Origin of the sequence: Chitinibacter sp. FCG-7 (assembly GCF_040047665.1) — a bacterium.
In the GTDB taxonomy this organism is placed as follows: Bacteria; Pseudomonadota; Gammaproteobacteria; order Burkholderiales; family Chitinibacteraceae; genus Chitinibacter; species Chitinibacter mangrovi.
Genome location: NZ_CP157355.1, coordinates 885,512 through 902,606 on the forward strand (window position 1 = coordinate 885,512; position 17,095 = coordinate 902,606).

Sequence of the window (17,095 nt, forward strand, 5' to 3'; positions counted from 1 at the left end):
CTCAAGAACGCGCGATAGAGTTGGTACGTTTGATTTTGTTTTGCAACTGTATCAAACCATACAACAGCGCTTCAGCCGTCGGAGGACAGCCCGGCACATAAATATCAATCGGAACAATACGATCACAGCCGCGAACTACCGAGTATGAGTAGTGGTAGTAACCACCACCGTTCGCACAAGAGCCCATTGAAATTGCCCAACGCGGCTCAGGCATCTGATCGTAAACTTTGCGCAACGCTGGCGCCATTTTGTTACAGAGCGTACCTGCAACAATCATCAAATCGGATTGACGTGGAGACGGACGAAATACGATACCGAAACGATCCAAATCGTAACGCGCCGCACCCGCATGCATCATCTCCACAGCACAACAGGCCAAACCAAACGTCATTGGCCACAAAGAGCCAGTGCGCGTCCAGTTAACAACTGCATCAACCGTTGTGGTGACAAAACCTTTTTCGAGACTTTGAGCTTCCATTTATCTCACTCCCACTCCAGCGCACCCTTCATCCATTCGTAGACGAAGCCGACCACCAGAATGGTCAGGAATATCATCATCGATACAAAGCCGAACATACCCAATTCTTTGAGCACAACAGCCCAAGGAACCAAAAACGCGACTTCCAAATCGAACAGAATAAACAGAATCGCCACCAGGTAATAACGCACATCAAACTGCATGCGCGCATCTTCGAATGCTTCAAAGCCGCACTCGTAAGGTGATAATTTTGCCGAATCTGGCCGAACCGTTCCCAAGACCTTACCAACCCCATAACCGAGCGCCAGCGGAGCAACTCCAACCAACAAGCCGACAATAAGGAATAGCAGGATGGGGAAATAGTCTTGCAGCATGAAAATCCCCAGTTCAGAAGTAATACATAAAGACAGAAATGCAGCTATTTTTGCTGCTTTTTATATAAATAGCCGAGCCATTTTCACAGCTCAGCTAAATATTGATTTCGATAGCGGCTTGGCGCTATCTGACCAGCAATCAATGCGACTGCTTAGTCGGGAATCTTTTGACCGGCAGCAGGAGAAGCAACTTCAGCAGCAGGTTTAGCACCGGACATAACGCCCAGATCGTTTTTGCTCGTTTTCGGCGCAGTCAACAACACCAGCGCCATACACGTTACAAAGAACACCGCCGCAGCCGCTGCAGTAGAACGGCTAAGGAAATTGGCCGAACCCGAGGCACCAAACACGCTGCCAGCAGAACCGCTACCAAAAGCAGCACCCATATCGGCGCCCTTACCATGCTGCATCAAGACCAGCACAATCACCGCCAAAGCAGAGATGATGTTCAAGATCAGCACCAAACTAGTAATAAAGTCCATTTTTATCCATTCCTGTGGCGGCGTGAATTGTACCAATCAGCGGGCCGCTTGGCAAATTCCCACAAATTCAAAAGCCGAGAGCGCAGCACCGCCAACCAACACGCCATCAACATGATTTACTGCTAATATTTCTGCGGCATTACCCGACTTGACACTACCGCCATACAAGACTTTGACACGCTCATCGAGGTGTTCCTTGATCAGGGCGTGCATGGGGGAAATCTGCTCACCAGAGGCAACCACACCACTACCGACCGCCCATGACGGCTCGTAAGCCACGGCAAACAAACCCATCGGCAAACCACGCAAAACCTCCAACTGCGCAGCAACCACCTTCTCGGCATCACCCTGGCGACGCTCTTCAGCCGATTCGCCAACACAGTAGACACCAAACAGACCGGCATCGAGTGCAGAACGCAATTTAACCCCCGCCTGCTCGGTGGTTTCACCAAAAAGACGACGACGCTCGGAATGACCAATAATCACCATTTCACAACCGACATCAGCCAACATACCCGATGAAATCTCACCGGTATATGGCCCTATGTGATACTGGCTGACGTCTTGAGCGCCACACTGTATATGGGTATGTTGCAATATCTGCTTGGCAAGCATGATATACGGCGCCGGCACGCAGACACCGACATTGGCATCAAGCCCGGCTTGCGCCACTTCGCCTAACACCGATTTAATCTGCCCGATACTGCCGTGCAACTTCCAATTACCAATCACCATCTGCTTGGCCATGCAGCAACCCCCTTGGCAAACTAGGGCGAGATGGTAACAACCCCGCTCCTACACCGTCAAACCTTGTTTTTCACACTCTCCTGTCAGTCACAAAGCATTTGTAATATTTCGGAAACATTCCTCTATTAAGATGCCCTACATCGAATTCACACCCATTTCGCTCTGGAGATTTAAAAAAATGACTTTTGCTCGTAATCTGATCGTTAGCGCCGGCTTGCTGGCAGGCCTTTTTACTTCTGCCCAAGCAGCTGATATCACTGGCGCTGGCGCAACATTCCCGTACCCGCTGTATGCCAAATGGGCTGAAATGTACAAAGCCAAAACGGGCACAGGCATGAATTACCAATCGATCGGTTCAGGTGGTGGCATCAAGCAGATCGAAGCCAAAACAGTCGATTTCGGTGCGTCAGACATGCCACTGAAAGTAGACCAGCTTGAGAAAAGCGGCCTGATGCAATTTCCAACCGTGGTCGGTGGTGTAGTGCCTGTGATCAATGTGCCAGGCATTAAACCAGGCGACTTCAAACTCACGCCTGCAGTACTGGTTGATATTTATCTGGGCAAAATTAAGAAATGGAATGACCCACGCTTGGTTGAAATCAATAAAGGCCTGAGCCTGCCAGACCAGAACATCACCGTGGTACGCCGCTCTGACGGCTCGGGCACCACCTTCCTGTTCGTGAACTACCTGTCGCAAGTATCGCCAGAGTGGAAAGAAAAAGTAGGCGCAAACACTTCGGTTCAGTGGCCAACTGGCGTGGGCGGTAAAGGTAACGAAGGCGTAGCCAACTACGTACAACGTATCAAGGGTTCAATCGGTTACGTAGAGTTTGCGTACGCAAAACAAAACAAATTGTCATACACCCAGCTGGCAAATAGCACTGGCAATTTTGTACGCCCAACTGAAGAAGCCTTTATCGCTGCATCTGCCAATTCCGACTGGAAATCCGCGCCAGGCATGTATCTGGTGAGCACTAATGCACCTGGTAAAGATTCTTGGCCTATCGCTAGCCCGACTTTCATCCTGATGCACAAAAAACAGGACAAACCAGCACAAGCGCTGGAAGTGTTGAAGTTCTTTGACTGGGCTTACGGCGCAGACGCTGACAAAGCGGCCTTGGCTCTGGATTACATCCCAATGCCAGACAACGTAGTCAATATGATCAAAGCCAACTGGAAAGCGCAAATTACCGATGGCAAAGCAGCCATCTGGAAATAAGCAGATTCAAATATAATTGGCACTTTATGTCAGGCACACAGTTTATTCAGGCTGTGTGCCTGTTAGCTTGTAGATTATGGTAGTCCGGAGACGGTAATGTCTGATTTAAATCAACGGATGAAAACACAGCGTTTGCAGGACGCGTTTTTCGTCAACAGCACGCGTTTTTTTGCCTTTTTTGTACTTGCGCTGCTTGCTGCAATTATTGCCTCACTCATTTATGGCGCTTGGCCCGCAATTGAAAAATTCGGCTTTGCTTTTCTAGGGGATTCAAGCTGGAATCCGGTTACTGATGAATTTGGCGCTTGGTCTTCCATTCGCGGCACATTGATTTCTTCGGGCATTGCCTTGATAATTGCCGTTCCCGTGAGTTTTGGCATTGCCATTTTCCTGACTGAGCTTTCGCCTGTATGGCTACGTCGCCCACTAGGGATCATGATCGAATTGCTTGCAGGCGTGCCCTCAATTATTTACGGCATGTGGGGTCTGTTCGTTTTTGCACCGTACTTTGCCGACAATATCCAACCCAAAATGACCGAATGGACTGCGGGAATTCCAGTCATTGGTGATTGGTTTGCTGGCCCACCGATGGGCATCGGCATGTTTCTCGCCAGCCTGATTCTGGCGATTATGATTATTCCTTACATCACCTCGGTGATGCGTGACGTCTTCGAGATCGTCCCTGCTCTACTGAAAGAATCTGCCTACGGCCTTGGCGCAACGACCTGGGAAGTGGTGTGGAATGTCGTCGTACCATTTACCAAAACCGGCATCATCGGCGGCATCATGCTCGGCCTGGGTCGTGCATTGGGCGAAACCATGGCGGTGACATTTGTGATTGGCAATTCGATGAATGAAATGCTGTCCCTATTTGACCCTGCCACCACGATTTCAGCCACACTGGCCAACGAGTTTACCGAAGCACACGGCGAGCTTTACACCGCCTCACTGATCGAGCTGGGCTTGCTGCTCTTCGTGATTACCTTCCTGGTACTGGTTCTTTCCAAACTTCTGCTCATGCGTTTAAACCGCAATGAAGGCGCTCATTCTTAAGATAGGTTGCTGCTATGAATCTTTACGCTCGTCGCCGCTTTGCCAACTACACCAGCCTCACGCTATCAATGATTGCAATGGCTTTTGGTTTGTTCTGGCTGTTCTGGATCATGTATACGCTGTTCTTGCACGGCTCTGCAGGTCTGTTTTCACTGGCTACATATACACAAGCCACTCCAGCACCCGGCAGCCAAGGCGGTTTGGCCAATGCCATCTTGGGTAGCTTGGAAATGACCTTCTTTGCCGTGTTGATGGGCACCCCCGTCGGCATTCTGGCTGGCACTTATCTGGCCGAGTTTGGCCAGAAAGGCTGGCTGGGTAACAGCACCCGCTTTATCAACGACATTCTGCTTTCTGCGCCATCGATTGTGATCGGTTTGTTTATTTTCGAGGTGTATGTTGCACAAGTCGGCCATTTCTCTGGCTGGGCGGGCTCTTGCGCATTGGCAATTCTGGTCGTTCCAGTCGTCGTGCGTACTACCGAAAACATGCTGCTACTGGTGCCAACAGCCATGCGTGAAGCTGCCTACGCTCTGGGTACGCCAAAATGGAAAATGGTGATGTTTGTCACGCTGAAAGCGGCCAAATCCGGCGTTGCTACCGGCATCTTGCTGGCGATTGCGCGGATCTTGGGCGAGACAGCGCCATTGCTATTTACCGCACTGAACAACCAGTTCTATTCAGACATGAATAGCCCAATGGCTAACTTGCCGGTCGTGATCTTCCAGTTCGCGATGAGTCCGTATGAAGATTGGCACCGACTGGCCTGGGCAGGCGCACTGATAATCGCCCTGTTTGTCCTGGGTATGAATGTTCTGGCGCGCGTGATGCTGCGCCAACCTAAACAACACTAATTTAGACTTTGCGACGGAATCAACATCATGAGCACTCTGAACAATGCCGGTTTGTCGGTTAAAAACCTGAACTTTTACTACGGCAATTTTCATGCCCTGAAAAACATCAATCTGGATATTCTGGCTGGCAAAGTCACTGCCTTTATCGGCCCATCCGGCTGCGGCAAATCCACACTGCTGCGCACCTTCAATCGCATGTACGATCTGTACCCCAAGCTACGCGCTGAAGGCCAGATCATCCTCAACGGCCAGAATATTCTGGAGCCGGGCATTGACCTGAACATGCTGCGCGCCAAAGTCGGCATGGTGTTCCAGAAGCCAACGCCGTTCCCGATGTCGATTTATGACAATGTCGCTTTTGGCGTCAAGCTGTATGAGACCTTGTCCAAATCGGAAATGGATGACCGCATCGAGTGGGCATTGACCAAAGCGGCGCTGTGGAATGAAGTCAAGGACAAGCTCAAGCAATCGGGCCTTGGCCTGTCCGGTGGTCAGCAGCAGCGTTTGTGCATTGCCCGTGCTGTGGCGGTTAAACCTGAAATCCTGCTACTGGACGAGCCCACATCCGCACTGGATCCGATCTCAACCGCACACGTTGAAGAGCTGGTTCACGAGCTGAAAAAGGACTACACGATTGCCATCGTGACGCACAATATGCAGCAAGCCGCACGGATTTCCGATTACACCGCCTATATGTATCTGGGCGAAATGATCGAGATGGGCGAAACCGATAACATCTTCACCTCACCAAGCGTCAAAGCGACTGAAGACTATATCACTGGTAAATTTGGCTAAGCCACTAGTAGATAGGTATATTGCTATATCGCACACGTATAAAGCGATACAGCAATATACACCAATAAAAAAGCCCGCTTGAAGCGGGCTTTTTTATTGGCATCCACCTGCAATTACAAGGTCAGGCCGCCTGTGACTTCAATCGCCGCACCATTGATATAGCTGGCGTCGTCCGAGGCCAGGAAAGCATACACGCTGGCGATCTCTTCCGGCTGCGCCAGACGCTTCATCGGCACTTTCTCTTCCATGCCCTGCAGCACTTTTTCCGGCATGGCTTTTACCATCGGTGTCGCGACAAAGCCAGGACATACTGCGTTGGCGCGGATCCCTTTTTTGCCCAGCTCTTTCGCCCAGGTTTTCACAAAGCCGATCACGCCAAATTTGGACGCAGCATAATTGGTCTGGCCAAAATTGCCGTACACACCAACAACCGACGATGCATTCAAAATCACCCCTGCGTTCTGCTCGATCATGGTATCAACCACGGCTTTGGTGCAGTTATAGACGCCTTTCAGATTAATATCGATCACGCGGTCAAACTGCTCTTCGCTCATTTTGTATAGCTGTGCGTCCTGCGTAATCCCGGCGTTATTCACCAGAATATCTATACGGCCAAATTGTGCTTTAACCGCGTCTACCATTGCCGCAATCGTGTCTTTCTTGGTCACATCAACGACAAAACCAGCCGCTACCGCGCCGCTAGCGGCCAGCTTGGCCACCACGGCATCAACCCCTGCCCGATTCACGTCGCACACCACAACTTTTGCGCCTTCCGCAGCAAAACGGATCGCCGTTGCTTCACCAATGCCGCTAGCTGATCCGGTAATGATTGCTACTTTATCTTTGAGTTTCATGGATTTTCCCCAGACAAAAATTCAACCCCACTTTGATGTGCGGTCGCCCTGTAGCAGGATAAGCGCAGTGTTGCAGCGCAGCAAGGATAAAAGCACTTTTGTCTTGATAAAAAACAAGAAAGCCTTGCAGATGCAAGGCTTTGTAGGAATCGGCAGAACAGTGGTCAGTTTAGCGTTCGATACCCTTGACCAGCGAGCGACAGTCCACCACTTGCAGATCGTTATCGCGCGCAAATGTCATGATAAATTCGAACACGCGCGGATCGATTTTTTCCAGCTGTTTGTCGACCGCAACGCAGCGTACATTGTTGTGCACCATCGGGCGCACAAACGGCGCGTAGGATAATTTCTGATCGACCCCGAATGTAGACAAAATCCCAGATAAACGTTCAGCCCAGTCACTGGGGCGAAATTCACGACCAGAACTCGTGATTCCCTGAATGATGATTTCGTATGGATTGCAGATCATAGGGGTGCCAAGCGTAAGTAAGAGGAACACGGCAATTTGCACTGCACAATTGCCAATCGAACTGATTATACCATCGCCAGCCTCTTTGACGGGCACAAATGTAGCGTGATTTGACCTAGTACAAGTCCCGATTGCAGGCCAGAAAGACATGATCAGGGCTTGCCAGAAATGGGTAAAACACTGAATAATGTTCGTTTTTTTCAGCCATTTGAGCCGTCGCTAAAAAATACGGCTCGGGACCCAATCCGATGCGCCATTACTTGAAGTTCAGCGATTTCACTTTAGAAGAATACCAATACCTGTTTGAACGCGCGGCCAAACTGAAAGAGCGCTTGCGCGCAGGCCAGCTTTACCAGCCCTTGCCGGGCAAAGTGCTGGGTATGATTTTTGAAAAATCGTCGACCCGCACCCGCGTATCGTTTGAAGCTGGCATGTTCCAGCTCGGCGGTCATGCGATGTTCCTGCAGTCGAAAGATACGCAACTGGGTCGTGGCGAACCGATTGAAGACGTGGCCAAAGTGATCAGCCGTATGGTCGATATCGTCATGGTGCGCACCTACGAGCAATCGATTATCGAGCGCTTTGCCGAAAACTCGCTGGTGCCGGTGATCAATGGCCTGACCAATGAATACCACCCTTGCCAGATCATGGCTGACATCTTTACCTATGTGGAACGTTTTGGCTCAATCGAAGGTAAAACCGTCGCCTGGATAGGCGATTCGAACAATGTGTCACGCACCTGGTTACAAGCGGCCAAAATCTTCAATTTCAAACTGAATCTGGCCTGCCCTGCCGGTTATGAAATGACCGTGCTTGATGGAGAAACCTATGGCTCCGAGCATTTCGAGTCTTTCCGCGATATTTATACCGCCGCCCGTGATGCCGATATTGTCACGACGGATGTGTCCACATCGATGGGTTACGAGCGTGAAACACTGCAGCGCAAAAAAGACTTCCTGAACTACAAGGTTTCGGAAAAAGTCATGCTGCAAGCCAAAGCCAATGCGCTGTTTATGCATTGCCTGCCCGCACACCGTGGCGAAGAAGTCGATCCTGAAGTCATCGACGGCCCGCAATCGGTGGTCTGGGAAGAGGCAGAAAACCGCATGCACGTGCAAAAAGCCGTGATCGAGTATTTATTGCTCGGTCGCATCAACGATTAAACAGGCGACAAAGCCGTGCTTGGCATTACTGATGTTTGGGCCTTCGTATTGGGAACAGTGCTGATTATCCTGACCCCTGGCCCTAACTCGCTATTTGCATTGACCACCGCAGCAACGCGCGGCCACAAGGCCGGATTTGGTGCTGCGGCAGGGATTATTATTGGCGACTGCATCCTGATGCTCGCTGCTGTTTTGGGCGTCGCATCGTTAATGAAAGCCCACCCGGTAGCATACGATGCGGTTCGTTATCTGGGAGCGGGGTATCTGATGTGGATTGGCTATAAAGCTTTATTTGCACGCCATACCCCCCCTACTGAAATCGACTCCTCAGCACACGCATCGCGGTATGCGCCACGCAATGCATTTCGTAGTGCCTTGGGTATTTCTTTGATCAATGTAAAAGCCATTTTGTTCTTCATGGCCTTTTTTCCTCAATTTGTCGATCCCAATCATCCGCACGTCTGGCAAAGCTTTATTGTGCTGGGTCTGATCGTACAAAGTCTGAGCCTGTGTTATCTGACCACGCTGATTCTGGCTGGCAGCGCGCTGTCGCGCCGGCTGTCTGGCATCACGTGGCTTAAAACCGTTTTGAATAAACTGATTGGCACGCTATTTGTGAGTTTTGGCTTACGCCTGGCTCTAGATTGATAGTCGCGCTCTATTAAATCCTTGTAATCGACGACGTAATCGAGGTTTTTCATGTCTGATGTAAAAAAAGTAGTTCTGGCGTATTCCGGTGGTCTGGATACTTCGGTCATTTTGAAATGGCTGCAAGACACTTACCAATGTGAAGTGGTAACTTTCACTGCTGACTTGGGTCAAGGCGAAGAGCTGGAGCCAGCACGCCAGAAAGCACTGAAATTTGGCATCAAACCAGAAAATATTTACATCGACGACCTGCGTGAAGAATTCGTTCGCGACTTCGTATTCCCTATGTTCCGCGCTAACACCGTGTACGAAGGTGAATACCTGCTCGGTACGTCAATTGCCCGCCCACTGATCGCCAAACGCCTGATCGACATCGCGCGTGAAACTGGCGCTGACACGATCAGCCACGGCGCAACGGGCAAAGGCAATGACCAGGTTCGTTTCGAGCTCGGTGCTTACGCACTGATGCCGGAAGTGAAAGTGATCGCACCATGGCGCGAATGGGATTTGCTGAGCCGCGAAAAACTGATGGCGTATGCCGAGAAAAACGGCATTGAAGTCGATATGAAGCACAAAAACGGCGGCGCACCGTACTCGATGGACGCCAACCTGTTGCATATCTCTTTTGAAGGTCGTCACCTCGAAAATCCATCAGCCGAAGCCGAAGAAAGCATGTGGCGCTGGACGGTGAGCCCAGAAGCTGCACCTGATGCGCCAGAATATCTTGACGTTGAATTCGAGCGCGGCGATATCGTTGCACTGAATGGCACTCGTTTGTCACCTGCGCAAGTGCTGACCAAATTGAACGAGCTGGGCGGCAAGCATGGTATTGGTCGTCTGGATCTGGTTGAAAACCGCTACGTTGGCATGAAATCACGCGGCTGCTACGAAACACCGGGCGGCACCATCATTTTGAAAGCGCACCGCGCGATTGAATCGATCACACTCGATCGCGAAGTAGCGCATTTGAAAGACGATCTGATGCCACGTTACGCCAGCCTGATTTACAACGGCTACTGGTGGGCACCAGAGCGCAAAGTACTGCAAACGCTGATCGACGAAACGCAAAAAACCGTTAACGGTTGGGTTCGTCTGAAACTGTACAAAGGCAATGTGATTGTCGTGAGCCGTGATTCGAAAACCGACTCATTGTTCGACATGAATATCGCGACCTTTGACGATGATGGCGGCGCTTACAATCAAGTCGACGCTGGCGGCTTTATCAAATTGAACGCATTGCGCATGCGCATTGCGGGTCGTTTGAAAAAATAATTGAATTTTCCACACAGGCTCAAGCCCCAGCGCTTGAGCCACTGATTGGCAAGTATTGATGCTAGAAGCCTTTATTCATATGGACGAAGAGACGTTTACTACGCTCTCGACCAGTATTTTATGTACCGGCCTGATCCTGTATATGGGCTTTATTATTTACAATCTGGCCAAAGAGTCCAAAGCGGGGAAATACGGAACAATGATTCTGTTTTTTGCCTTGGGTCTGGGCATGGTCGGATTTATTGCCAAGACCATTTTGACCGAAGTTTTACAAAAATAGGATTAAAGCAAAAGTCGCCCAGCTTCGCTGCCTCGTCTCGCTGTACGCTTGGTACTCTCTTCGACTTCGCGCCTTGCCGGGCAACTTTTGCATCACTTTAAAAGGATAAAAAATGAGCCAATTTGATAATGTTTCAGTCCTGAAACAGGGTAATGTTTACTTTGATGGCAAATGTGTCAGCCATACCGTGGTATTTGCCGATGGCACGAAAAAAACTGTGGGCGTGATTTTGCCTTCAACCCTGACATTCAATACTGGCGCGCCCGAAGTGATGGAAGTAATTGCCGGGGTATGCCGTGTGAAGCTAGCTGGCGAAAGCGCTGCAACCGAATACGGTGCAGGTGTATCTTTCGATGTACCCGGCAATTCCAGCTTTGAAATTGAAACAGTAGAAACACTGCATTACGTTTGCCATTTCGGCTAATTCGTTTATTTGTCCCCATTGAAAAGGCAGCGGTGCAACACCGCCTGCCTTTTTGTCATTTATTTTCCAGCGAGGAGTTCAACGTGCCTTCATTTGACATCACTTCAGAAACGGATATGGTTGCGCTCAAAAACGCCATTGATATTGCCGAAAAAACCATTGTTAATCGTTATGATTTTAAAGGCACCAGCGCCAAGGTGGAATTGAACGAAAAAGACAAGCTAATCACCATCCACGGTGATTCTGAATTTCAGCTCGATCAGATTAAAGATATCGTCTTCCCAGCGCTAGAGAAAAAAGAGCCAGACAGCAGCAAACGTCTTGAGCAAGGCGACGTGCAAAAAGTATCGGGCAATAAAGCCAAACAGGTTCTGACGATCAAAGACGGTATTGATCGCGAACTGGCCGCAAAAATCATCAAAGAAATTAAAGATGCCAAGCTCAAAGTGCAAACGGCGATTCAAGGCGATGAATTGCGCGTTAGCGGCAAAACCCGTGATGCCTTGCAAGAAGTAATTGCGCTGGTGCGCAGTAAAATCGACTTCCCGCTACAATTCCAGAATTTCCGTGACTAAGCCACGGATGCTAGGGGCAATTGGACTATAATCATTAGCAATTGCTACTAAATCAAACATCATGCGCTGGCATCGGAATCGGATCACTATTACTGTTGCACTGGCTGCAATGATCGGCTTCGGGATGATTTTATTCCTCGCCTATCAAGTCAGTGCCAGTTATCGTACTGCCGAAAACCACGCACGCGGTCAAAGTGCGGCTTTACTGGCTTTGCAGGACGCGCAAATCAAGGCGCAATTGCGCGAAGTTGAGCTCCAACTCATCAACACCAACCTGCAAATTGCCCCACTGCTCGCTGCCGAGCAGAGCGCAAACCCAAGCAGCATTTTGCAACAGCAACTGCAGCTGATCCCCCAAGCCGATAATATTGCGCTGATCGATCTACGTGGGCAGTTATTGGCGCAAGCAGAGGGCGTCAGCCCGTTTGAGCTGGATTTTCTGCCCTTGATAGATCAGCTCAAACAGCAAGAGATTGTTTATCACACTAGCTCTGGCCAGCCGCCAGAACTGATTATCGCGCTAAAGCCTAGCGGGCAATCTGCTAGTTTGTTGGCGCTAGCCAGAATCAGACCGGGCCATCTTGGGCAAGCGTTGAGCGCGACCCGCCTAAAACCCGGCCAGTCGCTTTATCTACTCGATGCCGAGCTAAAAATATTGGCCAGTGCCCCCCGCCAACCCAACCTTTTGGGATTGGAGGCGGAACTCAGCGGACCTATCAAGCAAAAACAGCGTAGTGGCGCATTTCTGAGCAAGAAAAGCGATCAATTGATCAGTCTGCAGCAAATCGGGAGCAGCCCGCTGCATCTTGTCACCACCTTACCGACGTCCAGCTATCTGACCGAATGGCAAAAAAAACTGGCGTATTACACGACCGCAGCCAGCCTGATGTTGTTGCTTACTGCTGTAATGGCTTATTACTTTTGGCGCTCGCGGCGGCTCACTCAGAATCTGAAAGCCAAAGAGCGCAAGCTCTCGGCCAGCGAAACCCGATTCAAGCAAATGATCGAAACCACCCCGGTCGGTCTAGTGCTAGCGCGCATGCCGGATTTTTACATCACCTACATCAATCAGCACGCGGCAAAAATGTTTGGTCTTCCCCAGGCCGCGGCCTTATCCAAGCGGGCTTTTGAGCTTTATTATGATCGGGTTGATTTTTTGCACCACTCGGAAGATGCGCTGGCGGGGAAAGCGGTCAACAATGCCGAATGCATACTACGTCACAAAGAAGGCAATCCTTTCTGGGCCAATGTGTCCATGTCGGCCTCAACATCGAATGATGGCACGACACTGCTGATCGGCCTTAGCGATATTACACAGCGCAAACAGCTTGAAGATGAGCTCAAACGCCGAGCAACCACCGATAGCCTGAGCGGGCTGGCCAATCGCGCGTATTTTATGGAAACGGCTCAACAGGAAATACAGCGCACTAAACGCTATCAGCGCCGCGCATGCATTTTAATGCTGGATATCGATTTCTTCAAAAAAATCAACGACAACTATGGGCACCAGACCGGCGACCAAGTCATTAGAACCATGGCCAACTTGTGCCGGGCTTCGCTGCGGGATATTGACTTGATCGCCCGCATCGGCGGCGAGGAGTTCACAGCCTTTTTACCTGAAACCACGCTGGATGAGGCCTATCTGGCAGCAGAGAGGCTACGCACCCACATCGAAGAAAATGTCATCATGCTCGACGACGGGCGGGAAATCAAATTTACCAGCAGCATAGGCATTAGTGAAATTACACCGGATGATCCAAATGTCGATGCGCCACTGAAACGAGCAGACACCGCGCTCTATGCTTCCAAACACAGTGGCCGCAATAAAAGCACCTGCTTTGAACACTTGCCAACCGATGAGCAAACCCCGAAAGACTCTTGACCCAAGTCAATACTAGCTAGGCATTTCCAGCCTAAATTAATGCATCGACACAAGAAAAGAATGGAGATGCAAAATGGAGAACACCCCGCTCAGTACTTTATTTTCATCCGAGATTGGCTTGCTTAGCCTGTTTACAATCGGCTTTATCCTTTGCATGGGCGTGTATATCTTTCTTTTTGTCCGTCGGCACGTGAAAGAAGATACCGAAGCGCAGCAAAAACGTGACTAACAATCTTCAGACGGGATACCCGCCTGAAGATTATTTAAGGTAAATACTAAACTGTTCCCTGGTTTCGCCCAGACGCTGAGTTCGGGCAACTAACGTCCAATGAGCAGGAATCTTGGCCTGATGCGTTCTGATGGCCAAGGTACACCCATCTGTCATTTCGGTTTTGATCGTTAAGGTGCTGAAGTACGCAATCGCTCCCAACGGGGCCAATGGCAGTTCTGCAGCATCAATGCATGCCACTTGCATTGCATCTCCAACTGACTGCAATTTTTCGCCAACCGGGCGATACGATTTGCCAGAATCAACCCAGCTTTGAAACAAACCCACAAAAATACTCAGCAATAAAATCAGGCCGCAACTCCAGTTGGTTAGCGCCTTGCGCCCAATGGCACGGCGGCGCAGTAAAACACCTCCCCAAAGAACACTGGCAACCAATGCCAAAATCAGACCGACAAAATTAACCTCCAATTCCGCTGAGCTATAACGACTGAGTAATTCAAACAGCACCTTCGGAGCTTCTAGCAATACAATGCCCCAGGCCAGCCACAGTGCAATTGCAGACAGCCCGAATGTCAGCACCGAAAATGAATTTAATGCTGAAGCGGCACCATGTCTTAAATCATCAATACCCGCGACAGCAATCAGCGACAGTACAATCAATAAAGGTAAAATCATCGCCTCGGCTGGAAACGCCGCACATACAAGATAAGTCAGCATCGCAAATGCCAACCACAGCAGCAAGACCCATTGCTGCTTAGTGCGCAGATCGCGCCGATTAATCCAGAGTGACCATAAGGCCAGAGGTAATACAGGCCAAGTGAACCACAGCAAAGTGGCCAGCAAGAACTGAGGGGCTAGCAAAGCACTGAACGACGTTGCACCACCATAAGGTCCCCAGGCATGATAGCGCCACCAGGTTTGGAACAGCGCAGTCGACTGTTCACTCAGCGCGTAGCCCCATAAAGCGGCCAAAGGCAAAGATAACACCAGTGCGGTAGACAGACTCACTGCCCATGCCAATCGACGCCATGGCTTGAACAGAAATAAACCCAAAGCCATCAGCAACATCAGCACTGCATCTGCCCAGCTGGCACCCAACAGCAAACCCAATAGGCTCAGAGCCAGAATAAAACCAGCTCGCAAAGGTTTGCGCAAAGCCAGCACAAAGGAATAGATACCCCAGGCATATGCAGCAAAGATCAAGGCAGCAGGTGCAATATGATGCCCCCAAATCATTAAGCCGAGCGAGCTTAAAACAAGGACAACACTTAAACGGCCAAATTTCCGGCCAAATAGCTCACGCCCGGCAAGCCCGGCTCCCCACAAAGCCAATGCCATCCAGATGCCAGTACTCAATCTGGCGGCATCGTGTATGGCAACACCAAACCAGGCCAAAGCATTGGCAAGCAGAGCAGCAAACCAGAAATAAAGTGGCGCGGTATCGAAATAAGGACGATCAGCTAGCCAGGGCAAGACCCAGCTATCCTGTCTGAGCATATTGGCGATCAAAGCTGCATGCTCGTTCTCTTGCGGCTTCCATGGGTCATGCCCCCATAACCCTGGAATAAGCCAGAAAAGGCAGAGCAGAATTAGTAGCCAGGGTTTGTCTTGTTCTTTTTGTGGGGAAGCTGGCCGTTCGGACTGAGGCGTGTAAGTCAGCATATTCGATCTTTCAAGTTTTTATCATTCTGACACGACAAAACAAAAAAGGCAGCTTATAGCTGCCTTTTTTGAAGTGTTTGCCAAATTAACGAGCGAATCGGGCAAATTTATTATTGAATTTCTCAATACGACCTGCAGTATCAACGATCTTCTGTTTGCCAGTGTAGAACGGGTGGCATTCTGAACACACCTCTACATGCAGGCTTTTGCCCAGTGTAGAAGCAGTTTTGAATGAGCTACCGCATGAGCAAGTCACGTCGATTTCAGTGTAATTTGGGTGAGTATTTGGTTTCATAATTTTCCTAAAGTGTCGGGCGCCGGGGTTTTGCCGACGCTACAAAAAAAGCATTATCGCCGATCACGGGAATCACCGCAAGTTTAGCGACGCATCGAATCGAAAAAATCCAGATTGGATTTGGTCGATTTGAGCTTGTCCATCAAAAACTCCATGGCATCCAGATCGTCCATCGGGTAAAGCAATTTGCGCAGCACCCAGATACGCTGCAACTGGTCGGCCTTGATCAATAGCTCTTCACGACGAGTGCTTGATTTATTGATATTGATTGCAGGGAAGATACGCTTTTCTGCCATTCTGCGATCAAGCTGAATTTCGTTATTGCCGGTACCTTTGAATTCTTCATAGATGACATCATCCATCCGGCTGCCCGTATCAATCAGCGCTGTGGCAATGATAGTCAGGCTACCACCTTCTTCGATATTGCGTGCTGCGCCAAAGAATCGTTTTGGGCGCTGCAGCGCATTGGCATCCACACCACCAGTTAATACCTTGCCAGAAGCAGGTATCACCGTGTTATAGGCGCGTGCCAAACGCGTAATCGAATCAAGCAGAATGACAACGTCTTTTTTATGCTCAACCAGACGCTTGGCTTTTTCGATGACCATTTCAGCCACTTGAACGTGTCGTGTCGCAGGCTCGTCAAACGTGGAGCTAAGCACCTCACCTTTTACCGAACGCTGCATTTCAGTTACTTCTTCCGGGCGTTCGTCGATCAGCAAAACGATCAATACCACTTCAGGATGATTGGCAGTAATTGCATGAGCAATATGCTGCAGCATGACAGTTTTACCCGTTTTTGGCGGAGCAACCAGCAAGGCACGCTGCCCTTTACCAATCGGAGCCATCAAATCAATCACACGCCCGGTAATATTTTCCTCGGCCTTGATGTCACGCTCGAGATTCAAGCGTTCGGTCGGAAATAGCGGTGTTAAGTTTTCAAACAGAATTTTGTTTTTGGCCGCTTCCGGCGCTTCGCCATTGACTTTGTCGACTTTAACTAGCGCAAAGTAGCGTTCACCCTCTTTCGGAATCCGGATTTCGCCTTCTATTGTATCGCCAGTGTGCAGGTTGAAACGGCGAATCTGGCTTGGGCTGATATAAATATCGTCAGGCCCCGCCAGGTATGAAGTATCAGGGCTGCGCAGAAATCCGAAGCCATCAGGCAAAACTTCGAGCGTACCTTCGCCGAAGATGCTCTCCCCTTTTTTGGCGCGGTTTTTTAGCAGGGCAAAAATTACATCCTGCTTACGCATACGACTTGCACCGTCAATCTCGGAAGCAATCGCCATATCGACGAGCTGAGAAACGTGCAGATGTTTTAATTCGGACAAATGCAT

The 17,095-nt window shown here is 49.9% G+C and carries 21 protein-coding genes; 12 read left to right on the top strand and 9 right to left on the bottom strand.

Features of this window, described 5'->3' with window-relative positions; genetic code table 11:
* Nucleotide 1 precedes the first annotated feature (1 nt).
* The 4 genes from ABHF33_RS04085 to tpiA form a co-directional block, all read right to left on the bottom strand.
* Nucleotides 2-478 carry a NuoB/complex I 20 kDa subunit family protein gene (locus tag ABHF33_RS04085; protein ID WP_157314115.1) on the bottom strand — a complete coding sequence of 159 codons (477 nt, stop codon included), beginning with the start codon at nt 476-478 and terminating at the stop codon, nt 2-4.
* A 5-nt stretch (nt 479-483) separates the two neighbouring features.
* Nucleotides 484-852, bottom strand: a complete 369-nt coding sequence (locus tag ABHF33_RS04090; protein WP_348945763.1) for an NADH-quinone oxidoreductase subunit A — start codon at nt 850-852, stop codon at nt 484-486.
* A gap of 152 nt (nt 853-1,004) precedes the next feature.
* Complete coding sequence (gene secG / locus ABHF33_RS04095) at nt 1,005-1,334, bottom strand: preprotein translocase subunit SecG (protein ID WP_348945764.1); 330 nt, start codon at nt 1,332-1,334, stop codon at nt 1,005-1,007.
* A 36-nt stretch (nt 1,335-1,370) separates the two neighbouring features.
* Nucleotides 1,371-2,081 carry a triose-phosphate isomerase gene (gene tpiA / locus ABHF33_RS04100; protein WP_348945765.1) on the bottom strand — a complete coding sequence of 237 codons (711 nt, stop codon included), beginning with the start codon at nt 2,079-2,081 and terminating at the stop codon, nt 1,371-1,373.
* A 178-nt stretch (nt 2,082-2,259) separates the two neighbouring features.
* Here tpiA and pstS point away from each other — a divergent pair, with 178 nt between their 5' ends.
* The 4 genes from pstS to pstB all read left to right on the top strand — a co-directional run bounded on the left by pstS (nt 2,260) and on the right by pstB (nt 6,002).
* Nucleotides 2,260-3,300, top strand: a complete 1,041-nt coding sequence (gene pstS / locus ABHF33_RS04105; protein WP_348945766.1) for a phosphate ABC transporter substrate-binding protein PstS — start codon at nt 2,260-2,262, stop codon at nt 3,298-3,300.
* 96 nt (nt 3,301-3,396) lie between these two features.
* Nucleotides 3,397-4,353, top strand: coding sequence for a phosphate ABC transporter permease subunit PstC (gene pstC, locus ABHF33_RS04110; protein ID WP_348945767.1), 957 nt, complete (start codon nt 3,397-3,399; stop codon nt 4,351-4,353).
* A gap of 14 nt (nt 4,354-4,367) precedes the next feature.
* Nucleotides 4,368-5,207 (top strand): phosphate ABC transporter permease PstA, encoded by an 840-nt coding sequence (gene pstA / locus ABHF33_RS04115; RefSeq protein WP_348945768.1) that lies wholly within the window; start codon nt 4,368-4,370, stop codon nt 5,205-5,207.
* A gap of 27 nt (nt 5,208-5,234) precedes the next feature.
* Nucleotides 5,235-6,002, top strand: a complete 768-nt coding sequence (pstB, locus tag ABHF33_RS04120) for a phosphate ABC transporter ATP-binding protein PstB (protein ID WP_348945769.1) — start codon at nt 5,235-5,237, stop codon at nt 6,000-6,002.
* Between the two features lie 113 nt (nt 6,003-6,115).
* Here pstB and fabG read toward each other — a convergent pair whose 3' ends face one another.
* Both fabG and ABHF33_RS04130 read right to left on the bottom strand, forming a co-directional pair.
* A complete protein-coding gene (fabG, locus tag ABHF33_RS04125; RefSeq protein ID WP_348945770.1) occupies nt 6,116-6,856 on the bottom strand; it encodes a 3-oxoacyl-ACP reductase FabG in 741 nt (246 codons plus the stop codon).
* Nucleotides 6,857-7,025: 169 nt separating this feature from the next.
* Complete coding sequence (locus tag ABHF33_RS04130) at nt 7,026-7,325, bottom strand: DUF3579 domain-containing protein (protein WP_157314196.1); 300 nt, start codon at nt 7,323-7,325, stop codon at nt 7,026-7,028.
* A 248-nt stretch (nt 7,326-7,573) separates the two neighbouring features.
* Between ABHF33_RS04130 and argF the strand changes: the two genes are divergently transcribed.
* The 8 genes from argF to ABHF33_RS04170 all read left to right on the top strand — a co-directional run bounded on the left by argF (nt 7,574) and on the right by ABHF33_RS04170 (nt 13,798).
* Entirely contained in the window at nt 7,574-8,488 is a 915-nt protein-coding gene (gene argF / locus ABHF33_RS04135; protein WP_348945771.1) for an ornithine carbamoyltransferase, read from the top strand.
* A gap of 15 nt (nt 8,489-8,503) precedes the next feature.
* Nucleotides 8,504-9,136: a leucine efflux protein LeuE gene (gene leuE, locus ABHF33_RS04140; RefSeq protein WP_348945772.1), complete on the top strand. Its 633-nt coding sequence runs from the start codon at nt 8,504-8,506 to the stop codon at nt 9,134-9,136.
* 51 nt (nt 9,137-9,187) lie between these two features.
* Nucleotides 9,188-10,408, top strand: coding sequence for an argininosuccinate synthase (locus ABHF33_RS04145; protein ID WP_348945773.1), 1,221 nt, complete (start codon nt 9,188-9,190; stop codon nt 10,406-10,408).
* Between the two features lie 79 nt (nt 10,409-10,487).
* Nucleotides 10,488-10,688 carry a DUF2788 domain-containing protein gene (locus ABHF33_RS04150; RefSeq protein ID WP_157314197.1) on the top strand — a complete coding sequence of 67 codons (201 nt, stop codon included), beginning with the start codon at nt 10,488-10,490 and terminating at the stop codon, nt 10,686-10,688.
* A 112-nt stretch (nt 10,689-10,800) separates the two neighbouring features.
* Nucleotides 10,801-11,112: a pyrimidine/purine nucleoside phosphorylase gene (locus tag ABHF33_RS04155; RefSeq protein WP_348945774.1), complete on the top strand. Its 312-nt coding sequence runs from the start codon at nt 10,801-10,803 to the stop codon at nt 11,110-11,112.
* 83 nt (nt 11,113-11,195) lie between these two features.
* Nucleotides 11,196-11,687 (top strand): YajQ family cyclic di-GMP-binding protein, encoded by a 492-nt coding sequence (locus ABHF33_RS04160; RefSeq protein ID WP_348945775.1) that lies wholly within the window; start codon nt 11,196-11,198, stop codon nt 11,685-11,687.
* Nucleotides 11,688-11,748: 61 nt separating this feature from the next.
* Nucleotides 11,749-13,569, top strand: a complete 1,821-nt coding sequence (locus ABHF33_RS04165) for a sensor domain-containing diguanylate cyclase (RefSeq protein ID WP_348945776.1) — start codon at nt 11,749-11,751, stop codon at nt 13,567-13,569.
* 73 nt (nt 13,570-13,642) lie between these two features.
* On the top strand, nt 13,643-13,798 hold the full coding sequence (locus ABHF33_RS04170) for a DUF3149 domain-containing protein (RefSeq protein ID WP_157314130.1): 156 nt from the start codon (nt 13,643-13,645) through the stop codon (nt 13,796-13,798).
* A 30-nt stretch (nt 13,799-13,828) separates the two neighbouring features.
* Here the strand turns inward: ABHF33_RS04170 and ABHF33_RS04175 are convergent, their stop codons facing one another.
* The 3 genes from ABHF33_RS04175 to rho all read right to left on the bottom strand — a co-directional run bounded on the left by ABHF33_RS04175 (nt 13,829) and on the right by rho (nt 17,095).
* Entirely contained in the window at nt 13,829-15,271 is a 1,443-nt protein-coding gene (locus ABHF33_RS04175; RefSeq protein ID WP_348945777.1) for a hypothetical protein, read from the bottom strand.
* Nucleotides 15,272-15,545: 274 nt separating this feature from the next.
* Nucleotides 15,546-15,755 carry a 50S ribosomal protein L31 gene (gene rpmE, locus ABHF33_RS04180; RefSeq protein WP_157314132.1) on the bottom strand — a complete coding sequence of 70 codons (210 nt, stop codon included), beginning with the start codon at nt 15,753-15,755 and terminating at the stop codon, nt 15,546-15,548.
* 83 nt (nt 15,756-15,838) lie between these two features.
* The gene (gene rho, locus ABHF33_RS04185; protein WP_157314133.1) at nt 15,839-17,095 is read right to left on the bottom strand and encodes a transcription termination factor Rho; all 1,257 of its coding nucleotides are present in this window, start codon (nt 17,093-17,095) and stop codon (nt 15,839-15,841) included.